Raw genomic sequence first — 16,943 nt, forward strand, 5'->3', positions numbered from 1 at the left:
AGGCGACGGAACCAGTGCAGGTGGGCGAACTCGCCCTCTACGGGCAGCCCGTGAACAGATCCGGCCGGAGGCCGCGAGCCGCTTCGCCCGCGCGTCCGTGTCCTGTCAGTGCCCGGCATTAGGGTCCACGGCATGAATCACGATCGACGACCGATACGCCTGCCTCGCACGGACGCTGCTCCCGTTCTGCGGACCGACTTCACCGACCTCGGCGGCTGGGCTCGCCTGTTGCGGGCCCTGGAGACGCCCGTCGCTTTCGAGGAGGGCTCGCAGGACGTCTGCGATTACGACCGGGCCCTCTCGTATGTCATCCCGATCGACAAGGAGAAGTACCGGGACCTGCTGCCCGAGACGGTGCTCGCCGCCGCCCCCGACGCCGGCCACGACCTGCCGTACGACCACCTCTATCTGGCCGACGCGGAGACCTTTGGCTCCGACGATCTGCCGTTGCTCGGCATCGACATCCATGTGGACGAGGCGGGCGATGAGCCTTGGCCACGTGTGAAGCCGTTCCGTGTTCCGGCCCTGCACGTGGCCAGCGTCGAAATCAACGACAGCATCGCCAACTTGTTCTTCCGCGAATTCCACGACTCCGACTGGGCGGACTTCGAGGTGCATGTGGCGGGGCCGGGGACGGCTGTGTACGAGGAGTTCCGTCAGATGGATCAAGAGGACGTTGACGACAACTGAGTTGACGACAACTGACGGGAGAGCGCGTCCCTATGGAGAGGGTCCCGCCCCACCCGGTCGGCGGATAGGGCGGAGGCGGGCGCGGGGACGCTCGGGCGATGGGGCCGCCGCATCGTTCCCCGTCAACGTCTGGGCGTCTTCGCTTTTGTGTGGCCCGGGTTGGCGAATTTGCGTCCGCTCGGCGCGCCTACCCGGCGCACGCTCTCGACACCCTGGGGGAAAACTGACCCTTTGATTACCTCGGCTTTGTTCGGCGGCGATACGTTGCCACGAGCGGTCTGACGAGTTCTCACCTGGGGGCGCGGTGGCACTGGAACTACCCGACGCGGTGGTGTCGTTTCTCGACTTCATCGGTGTCCACTGGCCCAATGTCGACGAGGACAAGGTCCGCGAATTTGGCGGCCATGTACGGGATTTCGCCAACAACATCCAGCAGAGTCACCAGGACGCCACCTCGTCGGTGGAGCAGTTGTCCGAGGTCTACCAGGGCGCCTCCTATGACGCCCTCATGGCCAAGTGGGGCCAGATGTCGTCCAGTCACATGAACGAGCTGGTGACCGCGTGCCATACGGTGGCGACCGCGCTGGACGCCGCGGCCGGTGTCATCGTGGGCATGAAGGCGGCGGCGATCGCCGAACTGGTAGTGCTCGCCGTGACGTTCGTCGCGGACCAGGCCGCCGCGGCCGTCACCTTCGGGCTCGCCGAAGTCGCGGAGGCCGGCATCATCGCCGCGGCCCGCAAGGCGACGAGCTATCTGGAACAGCAGTTGGAGCAGTACGTCATCGGCCAGGTGATCGAGGCCGCCATCACCCCGCTCGTCGACGTGGTCGGCAACGCGGTGAGCGGGCTCGTCTACGAGGGCACCGCCAAGGCCCTCGGAGTGACCGGCGGCGGGGGCGCAGGGCAGAGCTTCTCTGTTCATCCCGAGGAACTGCACGCTCGCTCACAGGCGCTGTCCAAGCACGCCGAGACGGTGGCGGCGCACGCCGAGGACTTCAAGAGCAAGCTGAGCGGGGTGAGCTTCGCGTGACGAACCGCATCGTCAAAGCGCTGGAGGACGGCGCACAGCGGCTCGGCAAGACCCTCGGCGAGGACGCCGGCAAGGCAGTCAAGAACCTCTATCACGATACGGGCGACCGTCTGCGGCAGGTGGCGAAGAACCACGCCGAAACGGACGCGAAGCATGCGTCGGAGATGGAGGGCATCCTCAAGGGCCGGCACGGTGACATGCCCAAGGATCCCCATGTCTCCCCCTCCTCGCCGCCGCACACGTCGGGCGGGCCGGGGGGTGAGGGCCCCAAGGGCCCCAAGGACCCTGTGAAGGGCCCGGGTTCCGGTCGGCCGAACTCCTCCGATCCCTCACTGCGGGACGGGGCGAACCGGGACGGAGTCGGGTCGTCCAAGCCAGGGGGTGGCCGCTGCAAGGGCGGCGACCCCATCGACCTGGTGTCGGGCGAGATGATCCTCACCGCGACCGACGTGCGCCTGCCCGGTCTGCTCGATCTCGTCGTCGAGCGCACCCACCTGTCGTCCTACCGGTGCGGTCAGTGGTTCGGCAGCTCCTGGGCCTCCACCTTGGACCAGCGTCTGGAGGCCGACGAACGGGGACTCGTGCTCGCCACCGCGGACGGCATGCTGCTCTCGTACGACGTGCCGGCCCCGAACACCGTCAACCTTCCCCACCACGGCCCCCGCCGGGAGCTGCGGTGGGACGGGACGCCGGCCGGCGAGATCCTCGTCACCGACCCCGACACCGGGCACACCCTGCACTTCATGCCGGCCACCGTGACCCCGGCGGAGGCCGCGGCCGGCCGGGTGACCCTCCCCCTCCAGGCCCTAACCGACCGCAACGGCCACCGAGTCGACATCTGGCGCGACGACGACGGCACCCCCTTCGAGATCCGGCACAGCGGCGGGTACCGCATTGCCGTCGACACCGACGGCGACCGGGTCGTGGCCCTCCGCCTCCTCGGCACCGAGGACGGCGAGGCGGGCACGGTGCTGCGACGCTACGGCTACGACGACGGCCAACTCACCGCGGTCACCGACGCGCTCGGCCACACCGAGCGCTTCCACTACGACGAGTCCGGTCGGATCGTCGAACGCGTCGACCGCAACGGCGGCTGGTACCGCTGGGAGTACGACGGCGCCGACCGCTGCGTGCGCGGCACCGGATCCGACGGTTACCTGTCCTGCACCCTCACCTACGACGTCCGCAACCGTGCCAACAGCTACACCAACTCCCTCGGTCGCACCACCGTCTACCACTACGACGAGCAGCGCCGCCTCACCGGTTGGACCGACGCCGAGGGCCACCGCACGCACCGCACCTGGGCCGGCCGGGACCTGCTCGCCTCGGTCACCGACGAGCTGGGCCACACCAGCAGCTACACCTACGACGACGGCAACCTCACCATCGTCACCCGCCCCGACGGCCGCACCACCCGCGCCACCTACAACGCACTGGGCCTGCCGGTCGAGATCGTCGAGGTGGACGGCGCGACCTGGCGGCACGAGTACGACGCCCGCGGCAACCAGGTCCGCACCACGGATCCGACCGGTGCCGTCACCAGCTTCGCCTACGACCACGGAAGGCTGTCCGCGGTCACCGACGCCCTCGGCCACACCCGCACGGTGGCGAGCGACCCGGCCGGCCTGCCACTGGCGGTCACCGATCCGCTGGGCCACTCCACCGTCGTCGAACGCGACGCGTTCGGCCGGGTCAGCTCCTACACAGACGCCTGCGGGCGCACCGAGCGCTTCGGCTGGACCGCCGAGGGCAAGCCGGCGTGGCGGGAGTTCGCCGACGGCGCGACCGAGATATGGGAGTGGGACGGTGAGGGCAATCTGGTGGCCCACACCGACCGACTGGGTCAGGTGTCCCGGTTCACGTACACCCACTTCGGCATCCCCGTCACGCGCACCGCTCCCGACGGGACCACCTACACCTTCGCGCACGACACCGAGCTGCGGCTCACCACCGTCACCGATCCGCGCGGCCACACCTGGGACTACGCATACGACGCCGTCGGCCACCTCGTCCGGGAGAGCGACTTCCAGGGCCGGGCCGTGGAGTACCGGCCCGACCCCACGGGCAATCTCGCCGCCCGCACCACCGCTGCCGGCCGCACCACGGTGTTCGTCCGCGACGAGCTCGGCCGCACCGTCGAGGAGCACTCGCCCGACGGCATCGCCACCTTCGCGTACGACCCGGCCGGCTGCCTGCTGCGGTCCGCCAACGCCACCACCACCGTCGCCCACACCTACGACGTCCTCGGCCGCAAGCTCTCCGAGGACATCAACGGCCGCACCACGACCTGGACCTACGACGCACTGGGACGGCGCACCAGCCGGCGCACCCCCAGCGGAGTGCTCTCCACGTGGTCGTACGACGCCGCGGGGCGGCCGGCCACCCTCGACGTCGGGGGTGACCGAGTGGGCTTCGCCTTCGACGACGCCGACCGGGAGGTGTGCCGCCTCATCGGCCCCGACCTCGTCCTCTCCCAGGAGTGGGACAGCGCGGGCCGGCTCAGCTCCCAGGCCGTCACCCGCGGTGCCGACACCCTCCAGCACCGCGCCTACGCCTACCGCGCGGACGGCCACCTCCGCGGCATCACGGACTCGGCGGGCGGCACACGGCACTTCGAGCTCGACCCCGACGGCCGGGTCACCGCCGTGCGCGCCCAGGACTGGACCGAGACCTACGCCTACGACAGTGCCGGCAACCTCACCCACGCCGAGTTTCCCGGCGACCAGACCGCCGGCACGGAGCGCACATTCACCGGCAACCGCCTTGAGCGGTGCGGACGCCACAGCTACGCGTACGACGAGGACGGCCGCATGGTGCGCCGCACCACGCGGCTCCTCAACGGCCAGACACGTACTGCCTCTTTCGCGTGGAACACGGCGGACCAACTCACCGACGCCGTGCTGGCCGACGGCACACATTGGACATACGAGTACGACACGGCGGGCCGGCGCACCGTCAAGCGCCAACTCGACGGTGACGGGCGCCCGGCCCAGGAGGTCCGTTTCGTCTGGGACGGCACCCGACTCGCGGAGCAGGTGACGTCGGACGGCACCGCGACCGTCTGGGACTACCACTCCGGCACCCACCGGCCGCTCACTCAGACCGTCGTCCGCACCGAGGGCCGCGTCGACTTCCACACCGTGGTCACCGACGTCTCGGGCGCCCCGACCGAACTGGTCACCCCGGACGGGCGGATCACCTGGCGGCTGCGCACCACCGCCTGGGGCACGCCGGTCGGCGACGGGCCGGCGGACACCTGCCCCCTGCGGTTCCCCGGCCAGTACGCCGACGCCGAGACCGGGTGGAACTACAACTACTTCCGCCACTACGACCCGGAGACGGCCCGCTACCTCACCCCCGACCCACTGGGGCTGGTGGCGGCCCCCAACCACTACGCCTACGTCGACAACCCGCTCACCGTCGCAGACCCCCTCGGGCTTACGCCACAGCGGGGACCGAACGGCCGCTTCATCCCGAACCCGAACGGTCCGGCGACCCACAACCGCGACACCGAATATCCCGGCAGTTACCGACAGTCGACCCACGACGCCATGACAAGCCAGTGGACGGTCGAAGGCCAGGCACAGGGCGGCGTTCCGCGCTTCCCGGCCGGCCACCCGGAGGCCGGCCAGCGCATCCCACGGGACCAGCTCAACTGGTTCAACTCCAAGGGCGAGCCGGTACCCGCCGGAAAGGACGAGCTCACGTACGAGCACCTGCACCCGGTCGTCGACCACTGGAACAAGACGGGCTACAACTCCGACCGCGCCACCCGCAACGACTTCTACAACGACGCCAATAACATGGAGCCCATGTCCCGTAAGAACAACTCCAGCGGCGGAGGCAAGATGACCTCCACCTACCGCCAGGACACCGGCCCGAACTACTCCTGCACCTGAGCAGCGCCCTACCAGAGGAGCCACCCACCATGGACCTGACGTCGAAGCTGGCCGCCCAGCCCGGCGCCGAGCCCGTACCCGGCGTGCCGGACGCCTGGCACTGGTCACGCATGATCTTCTCGTTCGACGCCGTGGTCTCCGGGGACCGCGTGCTGGAGATGCGGGTCATGGGCGAGTACGACCCGGCACTGGCCCGCGCCGTGCTGGAACTGGCCCGCGACCACGCGGAACAGGTGTTCGGCGGCGACCGTCCGCTGGTGACGCTGGACGGGCTCGCCTGCCCCGGGTGGGACTTCGACACGGTCGCCGCCGTCGGGCCGGAGGTGCACGAGTACCACAGCCAGGAGGACACCGACCTCCACAAGGCGACGGTGGCGCTCTTCCCCGCCTGGCGGCAGGAGTTCGCCGGCTCGGAGAGCCTGGCGGAGGCCCGCCACCAATTCGACCGCGGCCTGCAGCCCACACGACTGCGGCGCGACCCGGTCCCCTTCCTGCGCATGCGCTACCGCAACGAACGCACCGGGAGCCACAGCGAAGGCCCGGACCGCGGCCTGGCGACCCTGGACGTCCTGCGGCATGAACTCTCCCTCCTGCCCGGTTCCCCCGGCAGCCATGTCGAGTGGGAGAACCGCCTCGGCGTCATCTTCCGGGCGGAGTACGACGACACCCTGACGGTGCACGGGCCGGACGGATCGATCCGGACGACCGGGGACGATCTCGTCGCGCTGGCCGATCAGTCGGTGCTGCGCCCGGAGGAGGCCGTATGACCGCCACCCGCGTCCACACCGCTACCGGGGCCGTGCACGACAGTCCCGACGCGGACACCCTCTACGACCTGCTCAGCGAGCTGAACCTGGCGCTGCCGTTCCTCGTCGTGGAACGCGCGGACGGCCGCGATCCGGAGCAGCACTACATCCAGGTCCACCTCGCGGAGGACGGCAGTTGCCTCGTGGAGTACCGCGACGGCGGACCCGACCAGCACTTCCGCACCATCGTGGCGCCGCCCTACGCCATGAAGGGCCACGACGAGGTCGCGGCCCTGGTGACGAGCTGGGCGCAGGACGACGGCGAGTGGACCCGGCGAGCCCACTGGCAACGCGTGCAGGTCTAAAGCAGCCAGGAGCGCAGAATGAGGCGGCCCACCGCACGGCAGGCGGCTTCCGGCGCTGCGACGCCGGCGCGGCCTCCTGATCGCCCGTGGCACACGGGTCGACGTACATTACCGACCGTTGGTCTCGTCGTTGATCAACACATGACGAACCTTCGCACTGTTCTCGCAGCGGCTGCCCTTGCTGTGTCCGCTGCCGCACTCATCGCGCCGCTTGCCAACGCTGCCCCTGTACCGAGGCCCGGTGCAGCAGCCGACGCAGACCCGCAGATGTGCGCCTCCGGGGCGCAGATGGGCTGCACTGCGGCGGCAACCTTCGGCAGAGCGCTGCACACCGTCCGGGACCTCTACGACGGCTCCAACTACTCCGAGACAGACAACTCGGCCTGATCGACTGGAAGCCCCGGAGCGGCCCCTGGGTGTGGGTGCCGTAGCGGGTGTCGTCACAGATGGTCGGAGCTTGCCTGCCAGGCTCCGACCCGCGCTCGCGCGGCGTTCCGCGCCGGCTGGAAGTCGGGCCGGACGCGGGGTCGTGACCCCGCGTCCGTACTACGCCAGCGCCGTTTCCACCTGGGCCGCGAAGTCCAGTACCGCGGCGGCGCAGAGGGACCAGGCGCGGGTGGTGGGGCGGTGCAGGGTCTGGACGAGCAGGACCGAACCCTCGGGATTCTCGGGAAGCGGCTCGATCGCCAGTCGGCGGGCCACCTGCCAGGTGTGGTTCCGGTCCGGTCCGGCCGTGGTGGGCGTCAACGCGCGGGCCGCGTCGATGAGGTGCGCGTCCTGGTTCAGGCGGTCAGTGGTCGCGGGGGCTCCCTCGAAGCGGGCGGAGGTGGCGCCGCCGGGCGTGTTCAGTTCGATGGTGCAGGGGCGGCAGTCTGCTCGGGGGTGGCGTTCCGGCCGGTCCAGATCGCAGCGGGCATGGATGCTTCTCCTCGCTCGGTCAGGAAAGGCCGGTGGCTTCCTGGCGGATCTGGGCGGCCTGCTGCTCCTGCCCCTCGGCGTCCAGGAGTTCGCTCAGCCGGTCCAGTGCTGCCCGGCGTTCCGCCTGGAACCGCCCCGGCCGGGCCAGGGTGAGCGCGCGCCAGGCGTCGGCGGCCTCCCCGGCCCTGGCCAGTGCCTCTGCCTGTCGGCCCTGGATGGCCAACTCGTCCCGGTTGACGTCCAGTTGCTGGGCCTGCCGGAGCAGGGTCTGGGTGGGGTCCTCGACGGGGCCCGGCGCGGCGGCCTCCTCGCGGGCGACCCGACGCCTGCGCACGGTCACGCTGAGGTATCCCACCAGGGTGATCAGCGCGCCGGTGATGACGGTGGAGACCAGCTTGTGCAGAAGATCGTTCATGGGGAACCCGTTCACTCGCTGAGGGCGCGCACCTACGGAGAGGGGTGCGGACGCGGCAGGCGCACGACTGGCTGTCCGGTGCCTTGTCCGGTCCACTGTCATGGGTGGCGCTGAAATGACGATGAAGTCTCGATGTGGTGCGGCCCGCGACCGCTCGGCTCCTGCCGCCGCCAGACTTCGATCTTCTCGATCACCCAGGTAGGGGTCGCCCGTGGGTGGTGGGTGGGGTGGATGGCCGGTCGTGCAGTCCGAGTTCGCCGTAGCGCCGGTACCGGTTCACCCACTTCGGCGCCCGTGCCCGGGAGATGCCCGTCTATCTCAGCGGCCGCGTGTGCGCTGGGGCGCGTCTTGCAGCGTTCAGCCAACCGGCGTCGGCCTTCCGCGGACAGCGGATCGTTCCGGTGAGGCGACACGGTACCGGTGATCAGCGGCCGCACCGTTCGTCTGCCGTAGCAGCGGGGAGGCGAACAGTCACAAGCGGCAAAAAGTATCCGACGAGAGGCCCCATGCACAGGGCGACGAGTACCGTCCCGGCCCCGAAGCTTCCACCGAGAGCCCAGCCGATGCCGGCGACGGTGACGTCGATGCCGGTGCGCACTACCGCGACGGGTAGGCGGGCGAGTCGAACAAGGCCGGTCATGATGCCGTCACGTGGTCCCGACCCGAACTGTGCGCCGAGGTAGAGCGCATCGAAGAAGGCCAGCGCGACGAGGCCGACTACCAGGTAACCGCTCTCGGCAAGCGTCCCCTGAGGGGCAGGGAGCACCGCCGCGGTCGCGTCTGCGGCGAAGCCGACGATCGCGACGTTGAGGAGCGTGCCAAGTCCTGGCAGTTCGCGCAGGGGTATCCAGGCGAGAAGCACCATGAGCGAGATCAGGTTCGTGGCCCATCCGAATGAGATGCCGAGAGTCTTCGCCACGCCGTCCGTGAGCACGCTCCAACTGGCTGTGCCGAGACCGGATTGGACGAGCACCATGACGGCGGCGCCGTATCCCACCAAGCCGATCAGGAGCTGGGGAATGCGACGCCCCGCTCGGCCCGCGCGAACTTGGGCGAAGGCGTTCATGCGGATGATGGCAGGGCGGTCGTGACGGGCCGGGACGGACAGTTGGGCGCGGGAAGCAGGAGGAGCCATGGCACAAGCCTTGACGCCGACTGGACTCGGATTCCATAGCCAGATTGATTACGCTGGCTCGGTGAAGATCAGTTCGTACGCGGTGGCGCGCATGATGGGGACCTGGCAGGAGGGGCCCGGGCCGGCGCACCAGCGCCTCTCCGACAGGCTGCGGCTGCTGATCCTGGACGGACGTCTCTCCCTCGGGGCGGCACTGCCAAGCGAACGCGACCTCGCCACCGTGCTCGGCACCAGCAGAACCACCGTCGGTGCCGCATACCGCACGCTTGTCGAGCACGGCTACCTCGCCACGAGGGCGCGCGCCAGGGCGACGGTGCGCCTCCCGCAGGACACCCCGCCCGAGCCCCCGGCCGGCGGAGACCCGATGACCATCGACCTGTCGTTCGCCGCGCCACCGGCACCCGTCGAGATCCTCCACGCCGCTTTCGCGGCTGCTCTCGAACGGCTGCCGCACCACTTCGAGCGGCACGGATACGATCGATATGGCACCGCAGAGCTGCGCGAGGCGGTCGCCGACTGGTACCAGCGCAGAGGGCTGCCCACCGCCCCCGACCACATCATGATCACCAATGGTGCGCAGCACGCGCTCGGCCTCCTGGCACGCACGCTGCTGGCCCCACGGGACAAGGTCTTGATCGACCATCCCACATACCCGCACGCGATCAGGACGTTCACCGATGCGCACGCCCGACTCCTGCCCGTGGCCGTTGGCGCGTCTGGTTGGGATACGGCACAACTCCAGGCAGCCGGGCGTGACGCGCAACTCGCCTACCTGATACCGGACTTCCACAACCCGACCGGGATGTGCATGTCCGCGCGCGTGCGCCATCGGCTCAGGCTGGCCTGTCCGACGATCATCGACGAGACCATGACCGAACTGGCTCTGGACGGCGCAAAACCGGAACCCTTCGCAGCACACATGCCGACCGCCGTCAGCGTCGGCTCGGTTTCCAAGAGTGTCTGGGGCGGCCTCCGCATCGGCTGGATCCGCGCCCTCCCCTCACTCCTGCAGCGCCTCGAAAAGGCCCGCCCCGCTACGGACCTCGGCACCCCTGTCGTCGAACAGTTGGCCACTGCCGTCCTCCTGAACAGGCGTCAGACCGAACGGCCCGACACGCTCCGGCAACTGCGATCGCAACGCGACGCACTACGGAAAACACTCGCCGAGCACCTGCCCGACGTCCACGCACCGCAACCGGCTGGAGGCGTCACGCTGTGGGCAACATTCCGCGAGCCCATCAGCTCACGGCTGGCAGCGATCGCGCCGGACTACGGAGTGACCATCGCGGCGGGACCACGGTTCGGCATCGGCGGCGCCTTCGAACGTCACATCCGGCTGCCGTACACGCTCCCTTCGAGCCAGCTCACCGAGGCAGTCCGCAGGCTCACACAGGCGCAGCTGGCGCTCAGTCAAGGCGCCACCGGAACCCACGGTCCCGCACCCGTTGCGTGAGCGTCGACAACGGCTTGCAGCGACAGACCGGCGGACGACAGGGCGCGAAGACGCCAACCTGGGGCGCACAGAGTCGAAGAGCCTGATGCGGCACTCCACACAACCGCATCCGCACCAATGCGCTCCCATGATTTCCGCGACCGAAACTCGCCGCGTCACCCCAGCGATCGACGGGGAGCCTCCCGCTGCAACAACAGCCACCAACACCAGGGGGGAACGTGGCATTCGGCGCTGAACGCATCATCGGAGAGCTCCGCACGGCAATCTGCAACGCGCAATCGGCAATCACCGATGCACTCGACCGCAGCCTCGCCGGCCTCCGCGCCACCATCGAAACCACACTGACCGCAGCCCAGCAGGCACGCGACGCGGCGGCCCTCGCCCACGCCAGAACCGACGCCATCCACAGCGAACTCCAGGGGCTCCGCAACGACACCCAACGCCTACAAGCCGCCACACCCTCATGTGACGACCAGCAGATCCTCATCCGGCTCGCCGAACTCCACGGCAGCGTCGAAGGACTCCGCGCCGACCTCACAGCCGCCAGGACTCCAGAGCCACCCGCACCCCCAACGAGGTCGGCCGCGCAAGAGGCACCCCAACCCCCGTCCGAGGACGATGACTTCGAGCACCTCCTCACCCTCGCCGCCGGCATTGCCTATGCCCAGATCATCTGCCATCGGGACCACTGGGACTTCCTCGTCGGCCAATCCAGCCGCGGTCAGCACTTTCGGCTCCCCGCCGGCGTCAGGGAAGAAAGTGGGCTCATCCAAGCCGAGATCTCCGGCCGCACTCTCATCGCCGCACTCGACGCACTACGCGCCACTCATCAAGACGCCGCAGCCATCCCCGGGACCCGGCAACTCGCCAGCAGGATCTACGAACGCATCGGCGTAGCCCTACGCAAAGTCGACACCGGCGAAGCCGACGCCCACTACCAACCCGGCAACGACTGCCCGCCCGTAACGCGCATCGTCATCGACGACCGGCCACCGGCCGAAGCGGCCTGACAACCCCAACGCCCCTACTGCTCCAGGGGCCCGTGCACGTCAGAACGGCGATCGACACGGCACGGGTCGCCAACCCGACGCGCACAGACGCGACAGGACCCCTCCGGCAGTGCCTGCCGAGCGCCGGCGTGCACCACCGGAGGGGCCACCCTGTCCGACACCGCGCCGGGCCTACGCCATGGCCAGAGGGACGTTTGCCAAGGGCCTATGAGCTGCGCCACGGTGCCCGGGTTGCCCGGGATCGGATGTGGGTGGCGGCCGTGGCGGCGATGGGCTGTCCGAGCACGATCCCGAGCAGGACCAAAACCAGTCCGCATATCTGCTGCAACGTGAGGGGCTCTTCGGCGATGACGGTGCCGAGCAGCACGCCGGTGACCGGGTTCAGCAGTCCGACCAGGCCGACGGTGGCGGCCGGCAGGTGACGCAGGCCGGCAAACCAGGCGGCGAAGGCGACGGCTGTCGCGACGACGGTGACGTAGGCGAATCCGAGGATCGCGCCCGCGTCGAGTTCGGGCGGTGCTCCTTCGCGGACGACGGCCAGCGGAAGCACGACCAGGCCGCCGGCAATGAGTTGCCAGGACGTCGAGGCGAGGACGTCGACCTCGCTGCTCCACCGCTTCGCGAGCACGTAGCCGAAGGAGGACGTCACCATCGCGGTGACCGACGCGAGGACGCCGAGTGCGTTCAGAGTGACGTTGCCGGTGAGCAGCATCAGGCATACGCCTGCGAAACCGATGCCGACGCCCACCAGCGGGAGGCGGTAAGGGCGTTCTGCGTTCACGGCCCAGGCGAGCAGCATCAAGACCGCGGGTGAGGAAGCCATGATGGTGGAGGCGATGCTCGTCGGCAGCAGCTGGGCCGCGAGGTAGATCAGGGTGAAGAAGGACCCCACGTTGAGGGTGCCGAGCACCAGTGACTTCCACCACCACGTCCCGTGGGGTGCCTGCCGGCGCAGCGCCAGCAGCAGGACGCCTGCGGGTAGAGCCCTGATCGCCGCACCGTAGAGGGGGTGGTCGGTGGGCAGGTATTCGTGGGTGACGAAGTAGTTCGTCCCCCAAGCGACCGGAGCGATCGCCGTCACCAGTGTCCATCGCATAGTAGCTTCCACGGAAGGAATATAGCTTCCCTGGAAGGTATGATGAAGTCGTGAATGAAGTCATGAACGACTACGAGGATCACGTCGCCCGCATCCAGGCCGAGTGGGCGCGCGAGCGTCCGGACGTGGATGTGAGCCCTCAAGGCGTGATCGGCCGGCTTCATCGCCTCGCCGGTCTTCTGACCGAGCAGCTGTGCCTGGTCTACCAGCGTCACGGATTGAACGAGGGGGAGTTCGACGTCCTGGCGGCGCTCCGGAGGGCCGGGCACCCCTTCGAGCGCGCCCCGGGCGAGCTGGCCACCTTCACCATGGTCACCACGGGCGCGATGACCAAACGCATTGACCGGCTCGAACGCAACGGGCTGGTCACGCGACGCCGGTCCGCCGAGGATGGCCGGGGACGCGTCGTCGCACTCACCCAGGCAGGGCGGGAGCTGATCGACCGGGCCTTCACCGACCACATGAGCAACGAACGCCGCATACTCGACGAGCTCGGCCCCGACGAGGCCGCGCGTCTCGAACCGCTGCTCACCGCCTGGCTGGCACGTGTCGAGCCGCCTCCCGGCGCGCCGAAGTGACTCCACCGAAGGTCACGGCCGAAGCTCTTCCTGCGACGTTTGAAGTCGCCCCGTGGGTGTGGCAGATGCGCACGCCGAGGGTCGGCTGCGGGATGTGGCCACCGCCCTGGCGTACGTCAACGAGGTCACGCTGTCCTCGTCGCGTACGGGGCCTGTCCGGAGTTGTGGTCACGTGGAGGGGTGGAACCCTTCGGATCAAGACGATCGATTCGCGCGGTTCACGTCAGGGGTGGCCGACGGGTCGCAGGTCGGGGGGAGTGCGTGCGTGCCAGCTGTCGTGTGGTCGAGCCCGCACGGGGAAGGGGTATGTGCGATGAGATAATCGTCCGCATGACGATAACCCTTGAAGGTGTCTACGCAGCTGTCCGGAGCATGTTGTCGGGTGTCGAAGGGCTCGATGGCGCGGACGTCGTCGGTGACGGCCCTCGCGATGCCGGCTACCCCCATGCCGAGGTCCACGACGGCGTCGTCCACTGGGTGGTGCTGGAGCGCAACAAGGAAGTGGAGCGCCGCACCACCGGGGATCTGGACGAGTTTCTGTACTGGGCGGCGCTGCACACCACTCGTGACGCCGCGTCCCGCTGGGAGCTCGACCACCGCGGTCTGCTGCCTGGTTGCAGCGACACCCGGGTGGGGTGGCTGGCCAGGCAGGTCCAACTGCTGGGGATGGTCCGGTCCGAGTGGGCGGACAGGTTCCGGGCGCAGATCCCGCAACAGTGTCCGGGAGTGCGCCTTGAGGACGTGGACGCCTATCCGGACCGGGGGCGGGTGAGGCTGTGGCGGCGCGGAAAGGGCAAGGGACGGTCGGCGGGGGGAGCGGAGGTGTGGGACCGGTTCGGCGGTCCGCTGGGGAGGTTCGCGCACCCGAAGGGGACGCCGTTCGCCCAGCGTTCCCTGCCTCCCACCTACGTGGCGTGCGGGTACCACGTGTACAGCTGGATCCGACCGTGGAGTGGGGAGGACGCCGAAAAGTACGGCTTCATCCAGAGCGGCAAGGTCGCTCCCTGGTTCGGCCAGCCCGGGGGCGGAACACAGTTCCTGCTCCCGGAGGGCATCTCGGTGCAGTGGCTCATCGACCAGGGCTACCTCCGCGAGGAATCCGTACGGTGATCTAAGTCAATTGCCGATCAACCGGGACCGCTTGGCATCCTCGGTTTCCCTGTACGCAGCCAATGCGTCCGCCGAGCCGACCCCCGACAGTCGTACCGGCTACCGCCGACGCGTCAACGTAAGCCACCAGGTCACCAGGCCACTTGGCCACGCTGGATTCGCCTTCGAGGTCGACCGCTACCGCACTATCCCAGGGTCCGCGGCGGTAGGCGCTGCGTGATCCGGTTGAACAAGTCCGTCAGTGGCTCGCTGACTTCCTGACCGAACTCGGACAGTCCGTAGGTGACTTGGGGCGGCGTCGTCGGCTCGACCTCCCGCCAGACCAGGCCGTCCTGGACGAGTGCGCGCAGGGTCTGAGCGAGCATCTTCTCGCTGATGCCGTGGATGCTCTCGCGCAGCTCGTAGAAGCGAAGGTCGTTGCTCCGCAACGAGATCAGCACCCAGATACCCCATCTGCTGGTCACGTGGTCGACCACGTCACGCGCGGGGCAGTCGGTGTGAAACACCTCATACCGATTGCCCGCCTCAGCCTGCGTCAGCTGCGCACCTTCCTTCATGTCTGGAGCTTACCTCTGGGTACGTCCTTACGAAAAGTGAGCCCGACTCCTAGCGTCAATTGCCGTAGTGCGCAACGGACTAGGAGCTGAACATGATCGTGGTGACCGGGGCTACCGGGAATGTGGGCCGACCTCTGACGCAGGCCCTGGCCGAGGCGGGCGAGCAGGTGACGGCGGTGTCGCGGCGCCCGGCGGCGATGCCGGAGGGAGTCCGGCATGTGGCGGCCGATCTGGCCGAACTGACAAGCCTCACAGCCGCGTTGGACGGAGCGAAGGCATTGTTCCTCCTGCTGTCCGGCGACCTGCACGCCCCCGAAGCCAGGCCGACCGACATCATCCGCCTGGCCGCGGCCAGCGGGGTCCGCCGGATCGTCCTGTTGTCTTCGCAGGGCGTGGCGACCAGGCCGCTCGGCCCGTCGCGGGTCGCGATGCGTGCGATGGAGGACGCGTTGGGGGAGTCCGGCTTGGACTGGGCCGTCCTGCGACCAGGCGGTTTCGCCTCCAACGCCTTTGCCTGGGCGGAGTCCGTCCGCGCGCAGGGGACGGTCGCCGCGCCCTTCGGGGACGTAGGGGTGCCGGTCATCGACCCGGCGGACATCGCCGAGGTCGCGGCGGCCTGCCTGCTGGACGACCGGCACACCGGCAGGGTGTACGAGCTGACCGGGCCGGAGGTGATCACGCCGCGTCAGCAGACGGAGGCGATCGCCGCCGTGCTCGGCTCGCCCGTACGGTTCCACGAACTCACCCGCGACGAGGCGAAGGCCACGATGACCCGGTTCGTACCGGTGGAACTCGCCGACGACACCCTGGACATCATCTCCGCACCGAACCCGGCCGAACTGCGGATCAGCCCGGACGTGGAACGAGTCCTCGGCCGCGCCCCGCGCCCCTTCCACAGCTGGGTCGCCCGCAACATCGCCGCTTTCCGCTGAGGCACGACTCAACTGAAGCACTCGGGCGGCCTCGTGCGGATGTGGCCGCACGAGGCGCCCACCTCCGTATCGCCGCCGTCGTCGTTTTGCGTGCCGTACGGGGGGCTACCCCTGCCCCTGCGGGACGACGCGGTGTCGCCACAGGGTGGGGAGAGTTGGCCGAGGCGGTTGCGTCGACTTCCTCAGCCGGCGAGGGACTCGGTGAGGCAAGTGACCACTCCCGCAGCCGCTCCGTATCCGGGGATGGCCACCAGCGGCCACGGCACGGGGCGGGGAACAAGCACGCGTACGTGAAAGGTGAAGTCACGGTATTCGGCCATGCCTTCGGTGCCGGGAAGCACCATGAAGCGCGGCTGCACGCAACAGAAAAGCCACCAGTCAAGGATCACCAGATCAAAGAGTGTGACAGAGAGAAAACACACCGTGCCGAGGGTGAAAGGTGGCCAGAAACCGAGCGTGCCTTCGTTCCGGTTGTGCAGGTCGAGCACGCCGATCACCGGCACCACGACGAAGGCCAACAGATTCAGCAGCCCGGCTGCCGCCGCCGTCCGTCGACCCCGTGCGCTCTGCTGCCCATAACGCTGTTGGATGGCCTTCGGGTAGTCCGAGAGCAAGGCGTCCCGGGAGACGTGGAGGGCCCCCACGACGACTGCGGTGAACAGAGCCACCAGCAGGAGCGCGTAGCCCATGCTGACCCTTGCCAACTCCCAGGAGTCCATGAAGCACAGCATAGAGGGAAGTTAGGTATGCCTCACCTGGCATTCCCTCGGCTCTGTACGCACCGCTACGTTGTAGTGGCCCTGCCCTGCCCTGCCCTGGTCGCCGGCTGTGCTCACAGTCATCCGGCCTGAGACTGTGGACGGGGTGGGTGGTGCCCACGGGGCCGGACGGCGGCCGACGCGCCCGCCTCGCCGACGCGCCACCCCCCTTCGTGGTCGGCACTTCGAATGCGAAGTGGTGCACGTCACTGGAGACTGCGTCACAGTTGTGGGCCCTGCGGGGTCTCCCT

General features: G+C 69.0%; 17 protein-coding genes. 10 read left to right on the forward strand and 7 right to left on the reverse strand.

All coding sequences use genetic code 11. The features are described 5' to 3' along the window. The first annotated feature begins 132 nt into the window (after window positions 1-132). The 5 genes from MOV08_RS36930 (at window position 133) to MOV08_RS36950 (ending at window position 6,730) form a co-directional block, all read left to right on the forward strand. Window positions 133-690 (forward strand): DUF6924 domain-containing protein, encoded by a 558-nt coding sequence (locus MOV08_RS36930; protein ID WP_275310515.1) that lies wholly within the window; start codon window positions 133-135, stop codon window positions 688-690. 304 nt (window positions 691-994) lie between these two features. Further along, entirely contained in the window at window positions 995-1,720 is a 726-nt protein-coding gene (locus MOV08_RS36935; RefSeq protein WP_275310516.1) for a WXG100 family type VII secretion target, read from the forward strand. Continuing rightward, window positions 1,717-5,619 (forward strand): DUF6531 domain-containing protein, encoded by a 3,903-nt coding sequence (locus tag MOV08_RS36940; protein ID WP_275310517.1) that lies wholly within the window; start codon window positions 1,717-1,719, stop codon window positions 5,617-5,619. Before MOV08_RS36935 ends, MOV08_RS36940 begins: the two co-directional genes overlap by 4 nt. Before the next feature lie 29 nt (window positions 5,620-5,648). Further along, on the forward strand, window positions 5,649-6,386 hold the full coding sequence (locus tag MOV08_RS36945) for a hypothetical protein (protein WP_275310518.1): 738 nt from the start codon (window positions 5,649-5,651) through the stop codon (window positions 6,384-6,386). Continuing rightward, window positions 6,383-6,730, forward strand: a complete 348-nt coding sequence (locus tag MOV08_RS36950) for a hypothetical protein (RefSeq protein ID WP_052287120.1) — start codon at window positions 6,383-6,385, stop codon at window positions 6,728-6,730. The genes MOV08_RS36945 and MOV08_RS36950 overlap by 4 nt, the downstream gene beginning before the upstream one ends. Window positions 6,731-7,276: 546 nt before the next feature. Here the strand turns inward: MOV08_RS36950 and MOV08_RS36955 are convergent. The 4 genes from MOV08_RS36955 to yczE form a co-directional block, all read right to left on the reverse strand. After that, complete coding sequence (locus MOV08_RS36955) at window positions 7,277-7,477, reverse strand: hypothetical protein (RefSeq protein WP_275310519.1); 201 nt, start codon at window positions 7,475-7,477, stop codon at window positions 7,277-7,279. Window positions 7,478-7,667: 190 nt separating this feature from the next. Beyond that, window positions 7,668-8,063, reverse strand: coding sequence for a hypothetical protein (locus tag MOV08_RS36960; RefSeq protein ID WP_275310520.1), 396 nt, complete (start codon window positions 8,061-8,063; stop codon window positions 7,668-7,670). 190 nt (window positions 8,064-8,253) lie between these two features. Then, window positions 8,254-8,370, reverse strand: a complete 117-nt coding sequence (locus MOV08_RS44255) for a hypothetical protein (protein ID WP_420834317.1) — start codon at window positions 8,368-8,370, stop codon at window positions 8,254-8,256. Between the two features lie 117 nt (window positions 8,371-8,487). After that, window positions 8,488-9,129, reverse strand: coding sequence for a membrane protein YczE (gene yczE / locus MOV08_RS36970; protein ID WP_275310521.1), 642 nt, complete (start codon window positions 9,127-9,129; stop codon window positions 8,488-8,490). 67 nt (window positions 9,130-9,196) lie between these two features. Between yczE and yczR the strand changes: the two genes are divergently transcribed. Both yczR and MOV08_RS36980 read left to right on the forward strand, forming a co-directional pair. Further along, window positions 9,197-10,651: a MocR-like transcription factor YczR gene (yczR, locus tag MOV08_RS36975; protein WP_275310522.1), complete on the forward strand. Its 1,455-nt coding sequence runs from the start codon at window positions 9,197-9,199 to the stop codon at window positions 10,649-10,651. 218 nt (window positions 10,652-10,869) lie between these two features. Further along, entirely contained in the window at window positions 10,870-11,661 is a 792-nt protein-coding gene (locus MOV08_RS36980; RefSeq protein ID WP_275310523.1) for a hypothetical protein, read from the forward strand. Window positions 11,662-11,866: 205 nt separating this feature from the next. Here MOV08_RS36980 and MOV08_RS36985 read toward each other — a convergent pair whose 3' ends face one another. Continuing rightward, entirely contained in the window at window positions 11,867-12,757 is an 891-nt protein-coding gene (locus MOV08_RS36985) for a DMT family transporter (protein WP_275310524.1), read from the reverse strand. Between the two features lie 62 nt (window positions 12,758-12,819). On the opposite strand from MOV08_RS36985, the gene MOV08_RS36990 reads away from it, so the two are divergent. Both MOV08_RS36990 and MOV08_RS36995 read left to right on the forward strand, forming a co-directional pair. Continuing rightward, entirely contained in the window at window positions 12,820-13,335 is a 516-nt protein-coding gene (locus MOV08_RS36990) for a MarR family winged helix-turn-helix transcriptional regulator (RefSeq protein WP_275310525.1), read from the forward strand. A gap of 330 nt (window positions 13,336-13,665) precedes the next feature. Beyond that, entirely contained in the window at window positions 13,666-14,445 is a 780-nt protein-coding gene (locus MOV08_RS36995) for an Imm63 family immunity protein (RefSeq protein ID WP_275310526.1), read from the forward strand. A 185-nt stretch (window positions 14,446-14,630) separates the two neighbouring features. Here MOV08_RS36995 and MOV08_RS37000 read toward each other — a convergent pair whose 3' ends face one another. Beyond that, window positions 14,631-15,002 (reverse strand): winged helix-turn-helix transcriptional regulator, encoded by a 372-nt coding sequence (locus MOV08_RS37000; RefSeq protein ID WP_275310527.1) that lies wholly within the window; start codon window positions 15,000-15,002, stop codon window positions 14,631-14,633. Window positions 15,003-15,094: 92 nt separating this feature from the next. Between MOV08_RS37000 and MOV08_RS37005 the strand changes: the two genes are divergently transcribed. Then, window positions 15,095-15,934, forward strand: a complete 840-nt coding sequence (locus tag MOV08_RS37005; RefSeq protein ID WP_275310528.1) for an SDR family oxidoreductase — start codon at window positions 15,095-15,097, stop codon at window positions 15,932-15,934. A 182-nt stretch (window positions 15,935-16,116) separates the two neighbouring features. On the opposite strand, the gene MOV08_RS37010 is transcribed toward MOV08_RS37005, so the two are convergent. Further along, entirely contained in the window at window positions 16,117-16,653 is a 537-nt protein-coding gene (locus tag MOV08_RS37010; RefSeq protein ID WP_275310529.1) for a hypothetical protein, read from the reverse strand. Window positions 16,654-16,943: the final 290 nt, after the last annotated feature.

Source organism: Streptomyces yunnanensis, from assembly GCF_029011865.1.
GTDB classification, from domain to species: Bacteria; Actinomycetota; Actinomycetes; order Streptomycetales; family Streptomycetaceae; genus Streptomyces; species Streptomyces yunnanensis.

Excerpts from the sequence above, each read along its gene's own strand:
- MOV08_RS36960 (WP_275310520.1), bottom strand. The coding sequence starts at position 8,063 with ATGAACGATCTTCTGCACAAGCTGGTCTCCACCGTCATCACCGGCGCG.
- yczR (WP_275310522.1), top strand. The coding sequence starts at position 9,197 with ATGGCACAAGCCTTGACGCCGACTGGACTCGGATTCCATAGCCAGATT.
- MOV08_RS37000 (WP_275310527.1), bottom strand. The coding sequence starts at position 15,002 with ATGAAGGAAGGTGCGCAGCTGACGCAGGCTGAGGCGGGCAATCGGTAT.
- MOV08_RS36995 (WP_275310526.1), top strand. The coding sequence starts at position 13,666 with ATGACGATAACCCTTGAAGGTGTCTACGCAGCTGTCCGGAGCATGTTG.
- MOV08_RS36985 (WP_275310524.1), bottom strand. The coding sequence starts at position 12,757 with ATGCGATGGACACTGGTGACGGCGATCGCTCCGGTCGCTTGGGGGACG.
- yczE (WP_275310521.1), bottom strand. The coding sequence starts at position 9,129 with ATGAACGCCTTCGCCCAAGTTCGCGCGGGCCGAGCGGGGCGTCGCATT.
- MOV08_RS36945 (WP_275310518.1), top strand. The coding sequence starts at position 5,649 with ATGGACCTGACGTCGAAGCTGGCCGCCCAGCCCGGCGCCGAGCCCGTA.
- MOV08_RS37010 (WP_275310529.1), bottom strand. The coding sequence starts at position 16,653 with ATGGACTCCTGGGAGTTGGCAAGGGTCAGCATGGGCTACGCGCTCCTG.
- MOV08_RS36990 (WP_275310525.1), top strand. The coding sequence starts at position 12,820 with ATGAACGACTACGAGGATCACGTCGCCCGCATCCAGGCCGAGTGGGCG.
- MOV08_RS36950 (WP_052287120.1), top strand. The coding sequence starts at position 6,383 with ATGACCGCCACCCGCGTCCACACCGCTACCGGGGCCGTGCACGACAGT.
- MOV08_RS37005 (WP_275310528.1), top strand. The coding sequence starts at position 15,095 with ATGATCGTGGTGACCGGGGCTACCGGGAATGTGGGCCGACCTCTGACG.
- MOV08_RS36930 (WP_275310515.1), top strand. The coding sequence starts at position 133 with ATGAATCACGATCGACGACCGATACGCCTGCCTCGCACGGACGCTGCT.